The sequence below is a fragment of the Leifsonia sp. 563 genome, assembly GCF_040545055.1.
In the GTDB taxonomy this organism is placed as follows: Bacteria; Actinomycetota; Actinomycetes; order Actinomycetales; family Microbacteriaceae; genus Leifsonia.
Map to the genome: position 1 here is coordinate 489,110 of NZ_JBEPLE010000002.1, position 18,628 is coordinate 507,737.

Here is an 18,628-nt window from a genome sequence, read left to right on the forward strand (position 1 = left end):
TCCGTCTCATCCGTGCCGCCGGCTCGTCGCTGGAGGACCGTCATGTCACCGCCGTACGCCCAGGTTGCACATCAACACCATAGGGGATTCACACCCGCGATCGCGTCATGATCGGCCCGGATGCACGTCTAGCGATCCCGCTACAGACCGACACCGACGCCCGTCGGCCGAGGCCATCAGGCCAGCGCGGTCGACCGCGATCCGCCCAGCATCCGCAGCGCCACGAGGTGCGTGGCGAGTCCGACCGCCGGGCCGGCGGCCAGGGCGAGCGCGGCGCGCTGGGGGAGCGGGAGCGGTAGGAACAGCAGCGCCAGCGTGACGAGCGACGCCGCCACCCAGCCCGCGGCGTAGAGCCCGTGCAGGTTGCGTGCGAGAACCGCCGAGCCGCTCACGAAAAGACCTCCGATGAGGCCTGACGAGGCGATCAGAGCGGCGAGCACGCCGGCGTCGAGGTCGAACTGCGGGCCGAACACGAACCGCATCACCGGCTCACCCCACAGCCAGGCCGCCGCGCAGAGCACGGCGATGACGGCGGCGATCAGCAGCAGGAGGTACGCGACCGTCCGGCCCGTGCGCTCCGGATGGTGCGAGAAGCGGCTCACCAGGAAGCTCGACAGCGCGGTGAGCGGCACCAGGATCGGCGCCCGCGTGAGCGTGACGGCGAGCACGAGCGACCCGAGCTGCGCATGGTTGTCCGGCCCGGCGAAGAACGAGAGGACGAGCGGGAAGCCGTTGATCAGGACGGCCGTGGCCGACGCGGCGAGCATCGTCCGGCCCGTGTTGACGACCAGCTCGCGAGCGGTGATCGGCACGCGTGCGTTCGCCACGAGGGCACGCGGTGCGCTGAGGAAGACGATCGCGAGAGACAGCGGGAAGGGCGCGATCACCGCGATCGCGAGCGGCACGATGTCGTCTGTCACGCTCAGGACGGCGGTCACGCCGACCACCCGGAGGATGCCGTCCAGCGCGACGGTGGCGGCCAGCTGGCGCCACATCCCGCTCCCCGCCATGACGCCGGATGCCGCCGCGACGACGCAGTTCAGCGCAGCCCCCGCCGCCACGAACCAGGCCAGCCCGGCGTTCTGGGCGCCCAGGCTCGGGACCGCCCAGAGCGGGCTCGTCGCGAGCACCAGCAGACCCACCAGCAGCGCCGCGGCCGCGGCGAAGATCCAGAGGGACGTCGAGCGCGTGCGAGCGGCGGATACCGTGGCATGCCGCTCTGTGTTCGCGGCGCGCTCCCTCTCCGTATGTGCCGTCGCCCGCGTCGCCTCCTGCTGGAGCCCGAACAGCACGCCCACCACGAGGAAGAGCGCGGACCAGAACACCGAGAAGACGCCGTAGCCCGCGGCGCCCGCCTCCGTGTAGACGCGCCAGGTCACCACGTACCCCGCAACCCCCGAGATCGCGGTCGCGGCGAGGATCAGGACGACCGACGACCGGGCGGATCGGGGGGCCCCCGGCTCCTCGGGATCGGGTATGGGTTCGTTCAGCGGTTCGAAAGCGGTGATGGGTGGCTCCCCTGAGCACATGAAAGGATGGAGGTCGACCGCGGCGCGCGGCACGCTTACCCTACGACGAAAGCCATTACGCAGTGACGATCGACATCATGATGCCGTTCTACGGTGACCCGGGCCTGTTCCGCGCCGCCGTGGAGAGCGTCCTGGCGCAGACCGACCCGCGGTGGCGACTGGTCGTCGTCGACGACGTCTATCCCGACACCGCGCCGGGCGAATGGGTCGCATCGCTCGGCGATCCCCGGGTGGAGTACGTCCGGAACGAGGTGAACCTCGGGGTCAACGGCAACTTCTCCAAGTGCGTCCGGCTCGTCGGTGCCGACTACTTCGTGCTGATGGGTTGCGACGACCTGATGGAGCCCGGGTACGTGGCGTCCATGCTCGCGGCCATCGAGACGCATCCGGGAGCCGCCTACCTGCAGCCCGGCGTGACAGTGATCGACGACGACGGAGCGGCGGCGATGCCCCTCGCCGACCGGGTCAAGTCCTGGTACCGGCCGCGCCGACGCGAGGCGACCGTCCTGACCGGGCAGCGGCTCGCCGTGAGCCTCCTGCGTGGCAACTGGACGTACTTCCCCTCGATCTGCTGGCGGACCGACACCGTGCGCGAGTACGGGTTCGACGCGTCATTCGACGTCGTGCTCGACCTCGCTCTGCAGCTCGACATCGTGCTCGACGGCGGCGACCTCGTCCTCCTCCCCGAGCACACCTTCTGCTACCGCAGGCACGAGGGCAGCGTCTCTTCGTGGACGGCGCAGGACGGGACCCGTTTCGACGAGGAGCGCGCATTCTTCCTCGACGTCAAGCGACGACTCCGCGCACGCGGCTGGCGGAGCGCCGCGCGGGTGGCTTCCGCGCACGTCTCCAGTCGGCTGAATGCCGCCACCCGGCTCCCGGCGGCCCTCTCCACACGCGACGGTGCCGGCATCCGCTCGCTGCTCACGCACGTCTTCCGCGGCTGGTGACGGCGCCGCCTTCGACGATTCCGGACACCCCCGACTGCTAGAATCCCTCATCATGCCCACCTCGCTCGCACAGACGCTGATCGTCGTGCCCGCCTTCAACGAGGAGGCCTCCGTCGGTGCCGTCGTCCACGAGATCGCCGAGAAGCTGCCCGGCGTGAGCGTGCTCGTCGTCGATGACGGATCGGCCGACACGACCAGCGTCGTCGCGGCCGAGGCCGGTGCCGAGGTGGCGCGGCTCCCGTTCAACATGGGGGTCGGCGGCGCGATGCGCTTCGGCTTCAAGTACGCGCTGGAGCACGGCTTCAGCAACGTCATCCAGATCGACGCGGACGGCCAGCACGACCCGGGCAACGTCCCCGCACTGCTCGCGGCGCTCGAGAACGCGGACCTGGCGATCGGCGCCCGCTTCGCCGGCGCCGGCGACTACACGGTCCGCGGCCCGCGCAAGTGGGCGATGCGGATGCTGTCGCGCACCCTGAGCCGCACGGCCGGCACCACGCTCAGCGACACCACGTCCGGGTTCAAGGCGAGCGGTCCGCGCGCCGTCGCCCTCTTCGCCCGCAACTACCCTGCGGAGTACCTCGGCGACACCATCGAGGCGCTCGTGATCGCGGCTCGCGCCGGCTGCCGCATCGTGCAGGTGCCGGTGATCATGCGGCCGCGAGCCGCGGGCGTCCCGTCGCACAACCCGCTCAAGGCCGCGACCTACCTCGGCCGTGCCTTCCTCGCTCTCGGTTTCGCCCTCTTCCGCCCGATCGCCCCCGCCGAGAGGCAGCTGAACGCGTCGTGAGTCTCACCGCCTACATCCTCGGCATCCTCGCCGCACTGCTCACCCTGGGTGTCGTCATCGAGATGATGCGCCGCAAGAGGATGCGCGAACGGCACGCCATCTGGTGGCTGCTCGCCGGCACGCTGGCGCTCATCATCGGCGTGTTCCCGGGCATCCTGAACTGGACGGCCGAACTCCTGGGTGTCGGGGTCGGCACGAACCTCGTGTTCTTCGTCAGCATCGCCGTGCTGTTCCTGGTCTGCATCCAGGCGAGCGCCGAGCTCACGACCCTCGAGGACAAGACCCGGTCGCTCGCCGAGCAGACGGTGCTGCTGCAGCTGCGCGTCAAAGAGCTCGAACGTCGGCTCGGCGCCGACGACGATCGCGCGTCGGACGCGGGCACGCCTCCCGCGGCTTGACCTCCGACGCGGGGGGCACGCTCGCGCTGCGGGCTCAGCTCGCGTCGCGATGCGGCAGACGGAGGCGCCAGCTCATCCCCTGCGACGCCTTGACCGTGCAGATGACGAGCACCATCCAGCCGGACTCGACCAGGATCGAGCTCTCGAAGACGCTCGTGACCAGCAGCGCGACGAGCACGAGCGGCGCCCAGGCGTAGACCACGCTGCGGCGGTTGGAGGCGAGCAGCCAGGAGCGGCTGAACGCCAGCGCGATCAGGGCGACGAAGAGCAGCAGGCCGATCACGCCGACCTGGAGGTAGACGTCGAGGTACGCGTTCAATCCGTCCGAGTGATAGACGCCGGTGTTCGCCTGGATGGCCGTGAACGGGTAGAGGTCCGTCGGCCACGCGCCGATCCATCCCCACCCGACCGTCTGCTGCACCGGGATCAGCTGCCAGATCTGGATCCACAGCTGGTAGCGCACCTGGAAGTCGGAGCGCGCGTTGAGCAGGTCGATCACCCGCGTGCGGTAGATGTAAGCCGTCACGAGTGCCGCGACGGTGAGGATCGCCAGTCCCCACTGGAAGTAGGGGCGCTGGTTCGTCGGGGCCTTTCGCAGCAGGTAGAGCGCGAGGGTGGCGAGGCCGACGACCACCGAGACCGCCGCGATGACGGGGGAGTGGGCGAGCAGGATGCACAGCCCGGCGAGCGTGATCGAGTAGGCCGCGACCGGAGGGCGCACCGATCGGGTGCGGAGTTCGACGAGGAACGTCACGAACGCGATCAGGGCCACGATGCTGAGCTGGTTGCGGGTGCCGAACAGCCCCTGGATCGGGCCGCCGAGGGCGATGTTGCCCTGGATGCCGAGGAACCGGATCGGCGCATCCAGCAGCAGTCCGCTCAGCACCTCGAGCGCCAGCGACAGCGTGAGCAGGAAGCGCAGGGCGTCGCCGACGACGCGGACGATCTGGATGGCGTCGCGAACGAGGGCGATGTACACGGCGAGGAAGGCGAAGATCAGCTGGTAGACCACCCCGGTGAGCGTCGCCCACTGGTACTGGCTCCACAGGATGGACGCGGCACACCATCCGACGAACAGCAGGGCCGAGATGGGCAGCAGGCCGTGCCACTCGATCAGCCGCCACTGCGCAGCGAACGACAGGGCCGCGAGCACCACAAGCACCGCCAGAGCGCCGATCAGGCCCGGCCAGCCGATCAGACCGCGGATGGCGTGCGTCGAGAACCCGGTGATCACCGCCAGCAGGGCGAGCGTCGAGGTGAAACGGGCGGAACCGAGGAACTCGATGGCCGCGGGCGGCACCAGGGTTCGACGGGGCGTTGCCATGCTCACAGACTACGGGGCCGTCAGGTTCGCGGCCCGCTTGGTGGCCACCGAGAGCGCCACGAGGAGAGCCCAGCCGCCTTCGATCAGGATGCGGCTCTCGGCGAAACTCTGAGCGATCAGAGCACCGAGGAGCAGCAGAGGGAGCAGCGCGACCGCGCGGTACGGCTGGTCGTCGACGATCGTGGAGCGGGGGCGGTCCACCGCGAGGAACCAGGCGCGTCCGAACGTGGTGAGGACCAGCAGGATGAAGACGACGAGCCCCACGATTCCGAGCTGCAGCCACACGTCGAGCCAGGCGTTGTGCGCCTGCAGGTATTCGACGCCGTTGCGGGTGGCCAGCCCGTCGAAGGGCTTCACCCACGGCGCCCAGTAGCTGACCCATCCCCACCCGAAGGCGGAGCGTTCCTGGGCCAGACGTGTGACCGCCGCCCAGATGTCGAGACGCCCGGTGAGGTCCTCGCTCTTCCCGAACAGAGCCGGGATGCGCGAGGAGAACAGCGAGACGCCGACGATCACGGCCGCCACCACGACGATCGCCACCAGGTAGACGGGACCCCGTCGTTCGGCGCCGGCACGGCGGCCCCACAGCGCGAACGCCAGCACGACGGCGGTGACCAGCGCGGCGGCGATGACCGTCGCGGAGCGGGTCAGGGCGAGGGTCAGCACCGCCACGATCAGCCAGCCCAGCGCCGAGCCGTGGCGTGTTGTCCGGTCGGCGACCTGGATGGCGAACACCACGATGGCCAGCAGCGCGATCATGGCGAGCAGGTTGCTGTTGCCGACGATGCCCTGGATCGGGCCGCCGTGGAAGAGCAGGTCGCGGCTCCAGTAGAACGCCTGGGGGAGCTTCCCCTCCGGCACCGCGTACACCGGGGTCAGGGGGAGCACCGGCTGCCGAACGAAGAGGGCGACGACGAGTTCGAAGACCAGCGAGAGGCCCAGGATCCAGCGGAACGCGTTGCCGAGAGCGCTGAGCAGACCCGGCCAGCCCAGCCGCACGCCGAGGAAGACGCCGGCGAGCGTCGTGACGAGCGTCGAGACGACGCCGAGCGCGCTCGCCCCCGGGTACGCCGACCACGCGATGGATGCGATCGCCAGAACCAGGAACAGCACCAGCGTCTTCGGCGTGGTCCGCCAGTGGAAGCGCGGCCGCGACCGCACGATGAGCACTGCGCTGCCGACGCCGAGCACGCCGGCGAGGACGAAGTACCCCGGCCAGCTGATCGTGTTGCGCCAGAAGTCGCCGGCGAACAGGGTGAACAGCACGAGCGCGGCGAACGCGTTCTCCGCCGTGCCGGTCGCGGTGCGCGCGACGGCGATGCGAGCGGGGAGCGTGGCGCGGGGCGATGTCACCTGGGAAGGATAGCCGACCGCGCCACGCGATCCCGTCGGCGGCTCAGGAGTTCGGGTGCGCGACGAACACCGTGCCGTGACCGCTGGCCGTGAGCTCGGTCTCGTCGACGACGACCGCCGACTCGCCGCGGGCGAGCGTCACCGTGTCGTTCGCGCCGCTCAGCTCCACCTCTCCGTCGGTGACGAGGGCGATGGCGGTGCCGGGGAGGCGGACCGTCGTGGGTCCTCCGTCGTCGACGACGATGTGCTCCAGGGCGAAGTCGGGCACATCCGTCCGGAAGGTCTCCACGCCGGCGGCCGGGTGCTCCGGGGCGAGCGGAGTGGCCTCGATCGGCGTGAAGTCGAGCACGCTCACCAGCTCGGGCACGTCGATGCGCTTGCGGGTCAGTCCGCCGCGGAGAACGTTGTCGGACGCCGCCATCAGCTCGATGCCGAGACCGCGGAGGTAGGCGTGGATGTTGCCCGCGGGCAGGTAGAGCACCTGGCCCGGGCGCAGGGTCGCACGGTTGAGCAGCAGGGCGAGGACGATCCCCGGGTCGCCCGGGAAGGCCTCGTCGAGCATCCGCACCGTGTCGGCGTCGCGGTCGTCCGGCAGGGCGCGCGCCGCGCGGACCACCTCCGCGACGAGCAGGTCGACTTCCGGGTCCTCGCCGAGCAGCCATTCTGTCGCACGCCGCAGGACGGCGCCGGGCTCGCCGACGAGGGTGCGGGCGAATCCGGCGAGCACTGCGCCGCCGGGGGTGGCGGCCGCGAGGCGCTCGAAGGCCTGGCGCGACTCCTCGGGGTCACGGAACCCGCACAGGGCCTCGAAGGGATCGCTCAGCGCGAAGATGAGCTCCGGCTTGTGGAACGGGTCCTTGTAATTGCGCTCAGGAGAGTCGGGCGCGAGCCCTGCCGCGTTCTCCCGCTCGAAACCGGCGCGGGCCTGCTCGGGCGAGGGATGCGCCTGCAGCGACAGCGGCCCTGCAGCGGCCAGCACCTTCAGCAGGTACGGGAGGTCGCTCGTGCGCTCCCAGGCGGCCAGATCCTGCGCGCCGCCGGCGAGGGCCGGGTCGAGCACCCGGGCGGGGGAGCCGGGATGCGCACCGAGCCACAGCTCCGCCTCCGGTCCGCCGCTCGGCTCCGTGCCGAGGAGGCCCGCGATCGCGGTCGTGGAGCCCCACGCGTAGTCGCGTGGGGTGTTGCCGATGCGCACAAACATCCGTCGCCATCCCTTTCGTTCCGTTGGACCAAACTACCAATCGCTTTGTCCGCGCCGCGCGCGTTCCTTAGGCTGACGGCGGCCCGACCATCCCTGTGGACGCAATGGAGCAGACATGCCCTTCGAGACCATCGCCGGCGACTTCTACGGCTTCGAGAACCTCCTCTCCGACCGCGAGAAGGACTTCATCACCACGCTGCGCGCGCAGCTGGAGTCCGAGGTGAAGCCGATCGTCAACGAGTACTGGGAGAAGGCGGAGTTTCCGCACCAGATCATCGACGTCCTGCACAGGAACGGCGCCATCGGACTCGGATTCCCGGAGACCGCTCCGTTCGAGAACTCCGCCGTGTTCCGTGGCTGGGTCGCTCTGGAGCTGGCACGGGTGGACGCCTCGGTGAGCACCTACGTCGGCGTGCAGAACGGTCTCGCCCTCGGCGCGATCGGCGTCTGCGGCTCGGACGAGCAGCGCGCCGAGTGGCTGCCGAAGCTGGCGAGCGGCGAGGTGCTCGGCGCCTTCGGCCTCACGGAGCCGACCTCCGGCTCCGACTCGGCGCAAGGCCTCAAGACCGTGGCGACCCGAGACGGCGACAACTGGGTGCTGAACGGCTCCAAGCGCTGGATCGGCAACGCCACGTTCAGCCACATCACCGTGATCTGGGCGAAGAGCGCGGAGGACGGCCAGGTCAAGGGTTTCATCGTCCCCACCTCGACGCCGGGCTACACGGCCACAAAGATCGAGGGGAAGCAGTCCCTCCGGATCGTGCAGAACGCCGACATCACGCTCGAGAACGTCGTCGTCCCCGAGTCGTTCCGCCTGCAGAACGCGAACAGCTTCAAGGACACCGCCCGGGTGCTCCGCCTCACCCGCGCCGAGGTCGCCTGGGCGGCCGTGGGCGTCGCGGTCGGCGCCTACGAGGCCGCCCTGCGCTACACGAAGGAGCGCGTCCAGTTCGGCAAGCCGATCGCCTCCCACCAGCTCATCCAGGACCTCCTGGTCAAGTCGATCGGCAACATCACGGCCTCGATCGGCCTGTGCACCCGCGTCTCGCAGATGCTCGACGACGGCGAGCAGCGCGACGAGCACTCGGCCCTGGCGAAGGCCTTCGCAACGGCGCGGATGCGCGAGACGGTCGCCTGGTGTCGCGAGGCCCTCGGCGGAAACGGCATCGTGCTCGACTACGACGTCGCCCGCTTCTTCGCGGATGCCGAAGCCCTCTACTCCTACGAGGGCACGCGCGAGATGAACACGCTCATCGTCGGCCGCGCGATCACGGGGCAAGCGGCGTTCGTCTGAGCTCCTCGGCGGCTGCTGTCCTCAATCAGCGGCCGGGGCGCTCGGCTCGCTAGTCTCGCTCAGACACATCGACGAGATTTCGCGCGACCCGGTGACAGGGGCCGGCGGGTATAGCACGAGAGAGCCGGTGGCATGGGCCTGATCTACGATTCTGCCGACTCGAGCGGCATGATGACGGCCCTCTCCGCGAATCTGTCGGCTGCTCGGTCGATGGTGGAAGACACGGAGAACGCCTGTCACCGTCTGGTGGGCGCTCTGGGCACCGGCGAGCTGTCCGGGAATGGCTATGCGGCAGTCGGATCGTTGTTCTCTCAGGCCATTGTGCCGACTTTGACGACGACACAGGGTCAGCTGACATCCCTCCAGAAGGACCTCGAGACCTACCGGTGGGAAGACTCGAAGGTCAGCCGTTTCGGTGTGCTCAAGGAGGACGAGCTGACGGCGCAGCTGAAAGCGACGAAGGCGCAGCGGGATGCGACGGAAAGCCTCATCGAGCTCAACAGCGAGGCAGCGACTGCGCTGTCTGCTGTGCCTGCGTTGGGCGAGGCGTTGGGGGTGGCGAATCGCCGGTTGGAACTTGCGCTAGGGCAGCTGGAGAACGACATCCGAGACCTGGAAGACCGGCTGCTCGCTTTGCGGGCCTTCGACGCTGCGACCAAAAGGCTCTTCCAGAACGACCTGGTCGACACCGAGTCGCGCCGGCGGTCGCCACGCGGCGCCAGGGTAGGAAGTCCGCAGAACGGAAGCGTCCAGCCGGCGTCTCTGGTCGCGCCCGCACCGGGGGCCAGCGCCCAGCAGATCGCGCAGTGGCTGATCACCGGGGCTTACAGTATCGGCGCCCTGACCGCAGCTTGCGGGGGAGCGGCCGTCATGGCCGCAATCACCCTCATCACGATGACCGGTTCCACGAGCGGATCTCGGTTCTACACGCCGGAAGAGCGAGTCCGGCGTGCGCGGCTGGACATCTACTACCGCACGCACAACCTGGACGGCAGTGTGCGGCAGCACATCGGGCCGATCTCGCCGTTTGACCAGTACCTCAACGAGTCGCCAACGTTCGAGGACGTTGGCGCGATCCTCAAGGAGAAAACCCGAAAAGGCAAGAACTCCGGCGTACGAGAAGTGGACACCCCCGAGGAAGTCCGCGACGTGTACGACGAAATCACTAGCGGCAGCGAACCCGTCGAGGACGTTGGCACTTACAAAGGCGAGAAGCGCAGGCTTCCCGACGGCACGGAGATCGGAATCCGAGACGAAAGCAAGTCGGGCGGCCTCACCATCGATATCAAGTCGCCTAAAGGCCCGGAAATCAAAGTGCACTTGCCGAAGGGATGGGGAAAGTGAAGATCGAGCCGGACACTTTGGAACATCTGGTCCTCTACCTGGCCGAAGACGATTGGTTGCCAATCGGTAACGCCAGCGCCCACGCAGCCGACTTCGAATCGGACATCCCGAAGAGGAAAGCTCGCCTCCTGGCGGTAATAAGAGCCTTGGCGGCGGAAGGCTACATCCGCATTGGTGATCTGGAGTATCGAAATCCGGCGACGAAGACCGGCCTTCACTGGGTGGGGTGGCCGGGCACCTTGGCCGGCAAGATGGAACGCCTCGAGAAGGTCTATACGCCAGAGGTGAAGGACGACAAGGACTGGTACTACGGGTGCTGGCTCGATCTCACCGACGCTGGTGAACAGGTGGTCCAGGCGCTCCCTGCGCCCGATGCCCACTTTTTCGAGGGTCTCATCTAGCCGTGCCCGGAACGGTGAATGACCGGCTTGAGCATCTCTCTCAGGTGTACACGCCGGAACAGGACTCGAACGCGTGGGGTTGGTCCTGCGTGCTGGAGATCACCGACGAGGGGCGCCAGGCGGAGGCGTTGCTCCCAGAGCTCGATGAGCGGTTTAGAGACTGGTGAGCAATGAGAATGCAGGTTTCGCGACATCGGGCGGCCTGATCGTCGAACTGGACGGATTGGCACATTTGGTGCTTCATCAGGCAGACGATGACTGGCTTGAGATAGGCAATCCGAACTACTACGCGGGCTTCTTTGAGCATGACCTGGAACGCCGAAGCGTGCTGGTCCTCAGTGTCGTCCGCGCGCTCGCCGAAGCTGGCTACCTCAGGATCGGCGAACTGATCCGGGATTCCGACCACCTTGAGAACAGCGGCTGGGTGGAGTGGACAGGAACACTCGACGAACAGATGGATCGCCTGGCCGAGGTGTACAAGCCTGACGGTCCCGAGGATGACTGGTACTGGGCATGCTGGCTCCAGATCACCGACGCTGGACGCGCGGTTGTCGAAGCTATCCCGAATCCGGCTGGCCGCTTCTTTCGAAAGTTGTAGGACAGGACGAACGCCCCTGATTGTCTGGATAGGAACCTCGCGGGCAGCGCTCATTGCGATGGAGCGAGCGGATGTCCTCAATGAGCGGTAAGCCTTGGGGGATGCCTAGCCTCGTGTGAGCTCCTCCGCGGCCTCCAGCCGCATCGTCAGCCGGTGGGCGAACAGCAGAGGGATGACCCCGAAGACCCCGAACGACATGTCGATCAACTGCCAGCCGATCGGGATACCGCGCACAGCACCCGCGATCAACGCGAGCGGGATGACGCCGGCGCAGGCGATCATCCCGAACCGGATGACCCAGATGTTGCGGACGGGATCGATCAGCGGCCCGATGAACGCCACTGCGATGACGAGGTGCGCGAACGCGAGCCAGTCCGTCCCGTAGGCGAGGAAGGGGTAGCGCGTCCCAGTGTCGGTGAGCGCATCGCGGACGCGGTCCACCCAGTGGACGAGGTCGGGCAGCAGCGCGGGCGCCGGAGTGGAGTGCAGGACCTGCGACGCCCAACGGACCTCCGCCTCCAGCGGAAACGCGGTCAGTCCGCTGAGGACGAGTCCGACGACGAAGACGACGAGCCAGACCCGGACGGCCGTGATGGTGCGCATGCTCCGACCGTAGGACGGGGCGGGCCCCCGTCGCGTCCGTCGAGCGGACGATAGTCTGGCGGCATCCCGTTAACGAACGATCAGGAGGACCGCCGTGGCGTGGTTGGTGACCGGAGGCGCAGGCTACATCGGAGCGCACGTCGTGCGGGCGTTCCGCGACGAGGGGATCGACGTTGTCGTCGTCGACGACCTGTCCAGCGGTCACGAGGAGTTCGTGCCGGCGGATGTGCCGTTCTACCGGGGCACCATCCTCGACGGCGAGCTGCTGTCGCGCATCTTCACCGAGAACACGGTCTCCGGCGTCGTGCACGTCGCCGGCTTCAAGTACGCCGGTGTGTCCGTTCAGCGGCCGCTGCACACGTACGAGCAGAACGTGACCGCCACCGCGGTGCTGCTCGCGGCGATGCAGGATGCGGGCGTCGACGCCATCGTGTTCAGCTCGTCCGCCGCGGTGTACGGCACGCCGGATGTCGACATCGTCACCGAGACGACGCCCAAGAACCCCGAGTCGCCCTACGGCGAGTCGAAGCTGATCGGCGAGTGGCTGCTGCGCGACCAGGGCGTCGCCGCGGGCCTCCGCCACACCTCCCTGCGCTACTTCAACGTGGTCGGGTCGGGTGACCCGGCGCTGCGCGACACCAGCCCGCACAACCTGTTCCCGCTCGTCTTCGACGCCCTGGTCGCCGGCCGCACCCCTCGCATCAACGGGAACGACTACCCGACCCCCGACGGCACCTGCGTCCGTGACTACATCCACGTCGCCGACCTGGCGGTCTCGCACGTCGCGGCCGCGAAGCGCCTCGACGCCGGCGAGGCGATCGAGCCCGTCTACAACCTGGGGAGCGGCGACGGCGTCTCCGTCGGCCAGATCATGTCGACGGTGGCCGAGGTGACCGGAATCGCCTTCACCCCAGAAGTGGGGCCTCGACGCGCAGGGGATCCCGCGAGGATCGTGGCATCGGGAGAGCTCGCAGCGCGCGATCTCGACTGGAGGATGCGTCACTCGCTCGAGGACATGGTGCGCAGCGCCTGGGAAGCACGCCAGGCGGCGTCCTGACACCGTTCCCGACAGGCCCGGTCGACCGGGCGTGTCGGGATTGTTGTCGTTCTCCGGCGCGTCGCGAACTCTCGACCTGCGGTCAAGGCTTTACGATTCGCGACTTGACGTGAGCGAATGACAACGGTGTAATTAGGGCAACGCGGGAATCTCGTGTTTCAGCAGTTCATGGGTGGGGAGACCGATATGCCAGTTCCTGAATATCGTTCTGGGGTACCCGACGACTGGTTCATCGACCCGGTCCGCCTCGGGGTCCCGGGCGTCCGACCGGCGGAGGTCGAAGAAGACAACCCGCTGGCCTGGCAGACCGACGCTCTGTGCGCTCAGACCGATCCGGAGGCGTTCTTCCCCGAGAAGGGCGGCTCGACCCGCGACGCGAAGCGCATCTGCACCTCGTGCGAGGTGCGGTCGCAGTGCCTGGAATACGCTCTCGCCAACGACGAGCGGTTCGGGATCTGGGGCGGCCTCTCCGAGCGCGAGCGCCGCAAGCTCCGCAAGCGCGCCGGCTGACTCATTCGCTGAAACCGCGCCGCGCCCGACCCAAAGACGGGATCGGCGCGAGCCCGACCTAGGCTGACTGGCGATGTATCCGAGAGTCACCGCCATCGTCGTCGCCCACAGCGGCGGCCCCCGCCTGCAGCGCACTCTCGACGCCCTCGCGGAGCAGACCCGTCGACCGGACGCCGTGATCGCCGTCGACTGTGCGACCTCCGACGACGCCGCTCGTCTGCTTTCGGAAGCCCAGCCCACCCAGCTGCTCAACGTCCCCGAGAAGCTCCCGTTCGGCGCCGCGGTCGCGACGGCCGTGCGCGTCCTCCCTCCCGCGTCCGACTCGGGGCAGCTGCTCTGGCTCCTGGCTCAGGACACCGCCCCGGAGCCGGAGGCATTGGAGGCGCTTCTCGCGGCGCTCGAGGTGTCTCCTTCGGTCGCCGTGGTGGGCCCGAAGCTGGTCGACTGGGACGACCCGGCCCTGATCCGCGAGTTCGGCGAGGCGATGACCCCGTTCGGCGCCTCCGTGCCGCTGGTCGAGAACGAGCTCGACCAGGCCCAGCACGACGGCCTGAGCGACGTCCTGGCCGTGTCGAGCGCCGGGATGCTCGTCCGCCAGGCGCTCTGGGAGCGGCTGGAGGGCTTCGACCCCGCGCTCCCGACCGTCGACGACGGCCTCGACTTCTGCACGCGGGCGCGCCTGGCCGGGTTCCGCGTCACCCTGGTTGCTCAGGCGCGCATCGCCATCGCGGGCGACGGCGTCGCCGGGCCAAATCTCTCGTCGAAGTGGACGGTGCGCCGTCGTCTCTCGGGCGAGCGGCGCCGCGCGCAGCTGCATCGCCGGATGGTGTACGCCCCGGGATGGGCGGTCCCGCTGCACTGGCTGACTCTGGTGCCGCTCGGCATCCTGCGCGGGCTCCTGCGGCTGCTGCGCAAGGAGCCGGGCTCGGTCGGCGGTGAGCTCGGGGCTGCGTTCCGGGTCGCGTTCTCCGGCCTCGCGGTAAGCAGCGCCCGGAGGCGGCTCGCGGCGGCGCGTGAGGTGAGCTGGGCCGCCGTCGCCCCGCTGCGCATCCCGTTCGCCGAGGTGCGCCGTGCCCGCGCGCTGAAACGCGAAGCGGCGATGGTCCGCCAGCAGGGCGAGAAGCAGGACCTCGACTTCTTCGGAACCGGCGGGGGATGGGCGGTGCTCGCCGCGCTCCTGGTTGGCGTCGCCCTGTTCTTCCCCCTCATCGGCTCCGGTGCCCTCTCCGGCGGCGGACTCCTGCCGCTCGATTCGTCGGTCGGCCAGCTCTGGGCGGATCTCGGCTACGGGTGGCGCGACACGAGCCTCGGGTTCGTCGGCGCCGCGGACCCGTTCTCCGCCGTGCTCGCGGTCCTGGGGACGCTCACGTTCTGGCAGCCGTCACAGTCCCTCGTGCTGCTCTGGATCCTCGCCGTGCCGCTCGCGGCGCTCGGCGCCTGGCTCGCGGCCGCACGGCTGACGACCCGCGCGACGCTGCGCGCCTTCGCCGCCCTCGCCTACGCGTTCGCACCGACCTTGCTGGTGGCTCTGCAGGGCGGCCGCCCGTCGGCGGTGCTCGCACACATCCTGCTGCCGTGGCTGTTCTTCGCCGGCCTCGCCGCCCGCCGGTCCTGGGCGGCCAGCGCCACCACGGCCCTGCTCGCCGCAGCGACGGCGGCGTGCGCCCCGATCCTCATCCCGGCGCTCGTCATCGCGTGGATCGCAGCCCTGGTCTTCGCCGGCCGTCGCGCCGCGCGGATCGCGTTCATCCCGCTGCCCGCCCTCGTGCTGTTCGCGCCGCTCGTGGCGCAGCAGGGAGCACGGGGAGCCTGGTTCTCGATCTTCGCCGACCCGGGCGTCCCGCTGGACGCACGGCAGACGCCGGCCTGGCAGCTCGCGCTCGGATTCCCGGACGGCACCCTCGGTGGCTGGCATGCTCTCGCCACCGCCCTGCAGCTGCCGACGGCGTCGGCCAACCTGATCGTCCCGATCCTGCTGGCGCCGCTCGGCGTGCTGGCGATCCTCGCTCTCTTCCTGCGGGGTACGGTCCGGGCGATCGTCGCCCTCCTGGTCGCCCTCGTCGGCTTCCTGACCGCTGTCGCCGCCCTCCACGTCCAGGTCGCGGTCTCCGGTGGCACGGTCGTCCCGATCTGGCCGGGCACGGCGGTGAGCCTCTACTGGCTCGGGCTCATCGGCGCCGCCGTTCTCGCGTTGTCCGCCATCGGACGCGCCGCCGTCTATCCGGCCTGGGTCGCGATCGTGACGCTCGCGATCGCCGTCGTGCCGGTCGGGATCGTCAGCCTCACCGGTCACGCCGACGTCGCGGAGAGCGACGGCCGCACCATGCCCGCCGTCGTCACGGCCAAGGCGGCCACGCAGCCGCGCACCGGGACGCTGCGCATCATCCCGCAGGGCGAGGGCGGCATCCGCGCCGAGATCGTGCGGGGCAGCGGTCAGACCCTCGACGACCAGTCGACGCTCGCGGACACGCAGCGCACGCTCACGGCCGACCAGCGGGCGCTGGCACAGCTGGCTGGCAACCTCTCCTCCCGCAGTGGATACGACGCCTCGGCAGAGCTGAAGCGCCTCGGCATCGACTTCGTACTGCTGACGCCTCCGCAGACCGCTCTGCCGGGGCAGGACGCTACAGAGGGGGACGCCACACGGACCCGCGCGGCCGTGGCGATGGATGCGAACCCGCTTCTCGCGCCGGTGGGCGTCACCTCCACTGGCCGGCTCTGGGCGTTCGATCGCGGAACGTCCGATGTCCCGGCCGCCGCGCAGATCCCCGCGGACGCCGGAGGTATCTGGCGCGTCATCGTGCTTCTCGTGCAGGGCATCGTCATCGGCCTCACGGTGCTGATGGCCATCCCGACCACCCGGTCCGCGGACCGCATCTCCGAGCTCTCCGCCCGCCGGCCCGACCGTCGACGCCGCGAGGAGGCCGCTGTCGAGCCCGACGACGAGCCGGAGAAGCCGGCCGCCGCCGACAGCGTGGCGGACGAGAGCCTGGATGAGTACGAGGCCGAGCCCGACGACGAGGCGATCGTGGAGTCCGCCGAGGAGGAGGACGTGCCCGAGGTCGAGCCGGTAGCGGACGGCGAGCCGGTCGCGGAGGTCGAGCCGGTCGCGGACAGCGAGCCGGTCGCGCAGAACGAGCCGGTCGCGGAGCCTGAGCCCGAGCTGCCGCCCGCGTCGGACGGGGATCCGGAACCGAGCCGCGATGAGGCCGTGGACATGGGCAGCGACGACACCGATCGCCCCTTCGAGCGGGAAACGGAGCGCGTGACGACGCCGCCGTCGCCGACGACGCTCGAAGACGGACTGGAGGAGACCATCATCCGACCCCGACGCAGCTTCGAGGGAGGCGACCGTGGCTGACCGCAGAGGCATCGCCCGTATCGGTGCACGCGCCGTCGGCGGCTTGGTGGGCGTCGGCATCGCCGTCGTGGCGGTCGCCGGAGCCACCCTGCTCCCCCTTCCCGACTTCGCGATCGGAGCACCCGCCCAGGTTGTGACGCCCGTCCCCGCGGATCAGCAGCGCATCTGCCCCGGACCGCTCCTGCAGCTGGCGGCCGACGCGGGGGAGGCGACCCGCCCGAGTGCTGTCGGCGCTCCGACCTACACCTCCCACGCGGAGGACGCAGAGGTGAGCACCAGCACCCTGAAATCGGATGCCGACACGTCCTCGTCGGACGAGTCGCCCCTGGTGGCGACCGTGTCCACTCCGCAGGGCGCCACCAAACCTCCGCTGTTCGCCGCCGCCCAATCTCAGACGGCCGCCGCGGACGACCTCTTCGGGCTCGCCGCCGCAGCCTGCGCCGAGCCGAGCGCCGACACCTGGCTCGCGGCCGGCTCGACCTCCCTCGGCCAGACGAGCCTCGTGATGCTCTCGAACGCGAGCGAGGTCGACGCAACGGTCGACCTGACGCTGTACACCGAGACGGGCCCGGTCAGCGCACCGGGTGCCGCCGGCATCCTGGTCCCGGCCGGTTCCCAGAAGGTCGTCCCGCTCGCGGGGCTCGTCCCGTCGGCATCAGCACCGGTCGTCCGTGTCCAGACGACCGGCGGCGAGGTCGCCGCATCGCTGCAGCAGAGCTTCGAGCAGGGCATCCAGCCGCGCGGAGCCGAGCTCGCCGGGCCGACCGGTGCCCCGGCACGCCAGCAGATCATCCCAGGGGTCACGATCGCCTCGATGGCGGCGGTCCAGGCGGAGCAGTCGGCGGAGGGCGTCGGGTTCACCTACCCGGTCGTCCGTCTCCTCGTTCCCGGCGACACCGACGCCCAGATCACGATCGGCGCCGTCGGCGAGGCCGGCACGGCCGCGGGCGACTCCTACGCGACCACTGTGAAGGCAGGAACGGTCGCCGAGGTCCCGCTCGACCACCTCAAGGACGGCAACTACACGGTCACCGTGAATGCCAACGTCCCCGTCGTCGCCGCGGTCCGCACCTCGGTCATCGGGACCAGGACGCGCGACTTCACCTGGTTCTCGTCGGCTCAGCCGCTTCAGAAGGATCTCCTCGCGGCCGTCCCGACCGACGGCGCCGCGACTTTCCACTTCGCGAACTCGGGCGAGGCCGACAAGACGGTCACGGTGCAGGGGCTCGCGCCCGGCAGCAAGCCCGCGACGCTGACGGTCCCGGCCGAGGGAGGCGCGCTGCTCCGCGTCGCACCGGACAGCTACCGCATCACGGGCGCGGACGGCCTGCGCGGCAGCATCAGCTTCGCCGCGGACGGCCGCGCGAGCAGCTTCGCGCTCACTCCGCCCGGTCCGCTCGCCGCACCTATCACGGTCTACCCGAACTGACCGGAGGGGCGGATTGCCCCTCGCCGATCAGACGTGCCGGATCAGAAGTGCCGGTAGCGGTCGGGGGCGAGGTCCCACGGGTCCTTGCCGAGCAGCTCGGCGACCGCGCGGAAGACGCATCCCTCGATGTACATGCGCCGGTGCAGCTCGTCGTCGTGGTGCAGCTTGGTCAGGCGCTGGATGGGCACCCGGTAGAGCACGATGCGCCGGTGGGCCGCATCCACCCGCCAGCGGTCGACGCCGTCGGCGCCCGAGTTGCCGATCGGAGTCGCAGCGACCTCGAAGTGCACGTTCGCCAGCTCCTCCGGCCAGACGCCCTTGAGGTAGTCGGCGGTGGATGCGACGGTCATGTCGAAGAAGTCGATCCGGTTCTGCAGCATCGGCAGGTGCGGGCCGGTCACCGGACCCCGCGCGCCTCGGCCGTGCCTGCTCCGCCAGCGGCTGGTCGCCGGGGTCTGACTGCTGGTGCGGCGGTTGCGGGGCATG

17 protein-coding genes are annotated in these 18,628 nt (G+C 69.7%); 11 read left to right on the forward strand and 6 right to left on the reverse strand.

What is annotated here, in order from left to right:
- Nucleotides 1–176 precede the first annotated feature (176 nt).
- Nucleotides 177–1,379, reverse strand: coding sequence for a polysaccharide biosynthesis protein (locus ABIC47_RS09280; protein WP_354479652.1), 1,203 nt, complete (start codon nucleotides 1,377–1,379; stop codon nucleotides 177–179).
- Between the two features lie 212 nt (nucleotides 1,380–1,591).
- Between ABIC47_RS09280 and ABIC47_RS09285 the strand changes: the two genes are divergently transcribed.
- Genes ABIC47_RS09285 through ABIC47_RS09295 form a run of 3 tightly spaced genes read left to right on the forward strand, consistent with a single transcriptional unit; the run spans nucleotide 1,592 to nucleotide 3,667 of the window.
- Nucleotides 1,592–2,479: a glycosyltransferase family 2 protein gene (locus tag ABIC47_RS09285; RefSeq protein ID WP_020075417.1), complete on the forward strand. Its 888-nt coding sequence runs from the start codon at nucleotides 1,592–1,594 to the stop codon at nucleotides 2,477–2,479.
- Nucleotides 2,480–2,531: 52 nt separating this feature from the next.
- The gene (locus ABIC47_RS09290; RefSeq protein ID WP_020075416.1) at nucleotides 2,532–3,269 is read left to right on the forward strand and encodes a glycosyltransferase family 2 protein; all 738 of its coding nucleotides are present in this window, start codon (nucleotides 2,532–2,534) and stop codon (nucleotides 3,267–3,269) included.
- Nucleotides 3,266–3,667, forward strand: a complete 402-nt coding sequence (locus tag ABIC47_RS09295) for a DUF2304 domain-containing protein (RefSeq protein WP_020075415.1) — start codon at nucleotides 3,266–3,268, stop codon at nucleotides 3,665–3,667. Before ABIC47_RS09290 ends, ABIC47_RS09295 begins: the two co-directional genes overlap by 4 nt.
- Before the next feature lie 34 nt (nucleotides 3,668–3,701).
- On the opposite strand, the gene ABIC47_RS09300 is transcribed toward ABIC47_RS09295, so the two are convergent.
- From ABIC47_RS09300 to manA, 3 genes are read right to left on the reverse strand one after another with little or no spacing between them, the layout of a single operon-like run.
- Nucleotides 3,702–4,991 carry an O-antigen ligase family protein gene (locus ABIC47_RS09300; protein ID WP_089874819.1) on the reverse strand — a complete coding sequence of 430 codons (1,290 nt, stop codon included), beginning with the start codon at nucleotides 4,989–4,991 and terminating at the stop codon, nucleotides 3,702–3,704.
- A 9-nt stretch (nucleotides 4,992–5,000) separates the two neighbouring features.
- On the reverse strand, nucleotides 5,001–6,344 hold the full coding sequence (locus tag ABIC47_RS09305; protein ID WP_354479658.1) for an O-antigen ligase family protein: 1,344 nt from the start codon (nucleotides 6,342–6,344) through the stop codon (nucleotides 5,001–5,003).
- A gap of 43 nt (nucleotides 6,345–6,387) precedes the next feature.
- Nucleotides 6,388–7,545 carry a mannose-6-phosphate isomerase, class I gene (manA, locus tag ABIC47_RS09310; protein WP_354479661.1) on the reverse strand — a complete coding sequence of 386 codons (1,158 nt, stop codon included), beginning with the start codon at nucleotides 7,543–7,545 and terminating at the stop codon, nucleotides 6,388–6,390.
- Between the two features lie 115 nt (nucleotides 7,546–7,660).
- Between manA and ABIC47_RS09315 the strand changes: the two genes are divergently transcribed.
- From ABIC47_RS09315 to ABIC47_RS09330, 4 genes are all read left to right on the forward strand, one after another.
- Nucleotides 7,661–8,839, forward strand: a complete 1,179-nt coding sequence (locus tag ABIC47_RS09315; RefSeq protein WP_354479664.1) for an acyl-CoA dehydrogenase family protein — start codon at nucleotides 7,661–7,663, stop codon at nucleotides 8,837–8,839.
- A 132-nt stretch (nucleotides 8,840–8,971) separates the two neighbouring features.
- Nucleotides 8,972–10,183 carry a hypothetical protein gene (locus ABIC47_RS09320; RefSeq protein WP_354479666.1) on the forward strand — a complete coding sequence of 404 codons (1,212 nt, stop codon included), beginning with the start codon at nucleotides 8,972–8,974 and terminating at the stop codon, nucleotides 10,181–10,183.
- Nucleotides 10,171–10,584: a hypothetical protein gene (locus tag ABIC47_RS09325; RefSeq protein WP_354479669.1), complete on the forward strand. Its 414-nt coding sequence runs from the start codon at nucleotides 10,171–10,173 to the stop codon at nucleotides 10,582–10,584. The genes ABIC47_RS09320 and ABIC47_RS09325 overlap by 13 nt, the downstream gene beginning before the upstream one ends.
- 163 nt (nucleotides 10,585–10,747) lie before the next feature.
- Nucleotides 10,748–11,182 carry a hypothetical protein gene (locus ABIC47_RS09330; RefSeq protein WP_354479671.1) on the forward strand — a complete coding sequence of 145 codons (435 nt, stop codon included), beginning with the start codon at nucleotides 10,748–10,750 and terminating at the stop codon, nucleotides 11,180–11,182.
- Between the two features lie 105 nt (nucleotides 11,183–11,287).
- Here ABIC47_RS09330 and ABIC47_RS09335 read toward each other — a convergent pair whose 3' ends face one another.
- Nucleotides 11,288–11,785, reverse strand: a complete 498-nt coding sequence (locus tag ABIC47_RS09335) for a hypothetical protein (protein WP_354479674.1) — start codon at nucleotides 11,783–11,785, stop codon at nucleotides 11,288–11,290.
- A 94-nt stretch (nucleotides 11,786–11,879) separates the two neighbouring features.
- On the opposite strand from ABIC47_RS09335, the gene galE reads away from it, so the two are divergent.
- The 4 genes from galE (at nucleotide 11,880) to ABIC47_RS09355 (ending at nucleotide 18,142) form a co-directional block, all read left to right on the forward strand.
- Nucleotides 11,880–12,842 carry a UDP-glucose 4-epimerase GalE gene (gene galE, locus ABIC47_RS09340; protein ID WP_020075405.1) on the forward strand — a complete coding sequence of 321 codons (963 nt, stop codon included), beginning with the start codon at nucleotides 11,880–11,882 and terminating at the stop codon, nucleotides 12,840–12,842.
- A gap of 186 nt (nucleotides 12,843–13,028) precedes the next feature.
- Nucleotides 13,029–13,352, forward strand: a complete 324-nt coding sequence (locus ABIC47_RS09345; protein ID WP_018190075.1) for a WhiB family transcriptional regulator — start codon at nucleotides 13,029–13,031, stop codon at nucleotides 13,350–13,352.
- A 73-nt stretch (nucleotides 13,353–13,425) separates the two neighbouring features.
- Nucleotides 13,426–16,713, forward strand: coding sequence for a glycosyltransferase (locus tag ABIC47_RS09350; RefSeq protein WP_354479677.1), 3,288 nt, complete (start codon nucleotides 13,426–13,428; stop codon nucleotides 16,711–16,713).
- A complete protein-coding gene (locus tag ABIC47_RS09355; protein WP_354479680.1) occupies nucleotides 16,706–18,142 on the forward strand; it encodes a DUF5719 family protein in 1,437 nt (478 codons plus the stop codon). The genes ABIC47_RS09350 and ABIC47_RS09355 overlap by 8 nt, the downstream gene beginning before the upstream one ends.
- Before the next feature lie 41 nt (nucleotides 18,143–18,183).
- On the opposite strand, the gene ABIC47_RS09360 is transcribed toward ABIC47_RS09355, so the two are convergent.
- Nucleotides 18,184–18,627 carry a metallopeptidase family protein gene (locus tag ABIC47_RS09360; RefSeq protein ID WP_020075402.1) on the reverse strand — a complete coding sequence of 148 codons (444 nt, stop codon included), beginning with the start codon at nucleotides 18,625–18,627 and terminating at the stop codon, nucleotides 18,184–18,186.
- Nucleotide 18,628: the final 1 nt, after the last annotated feature.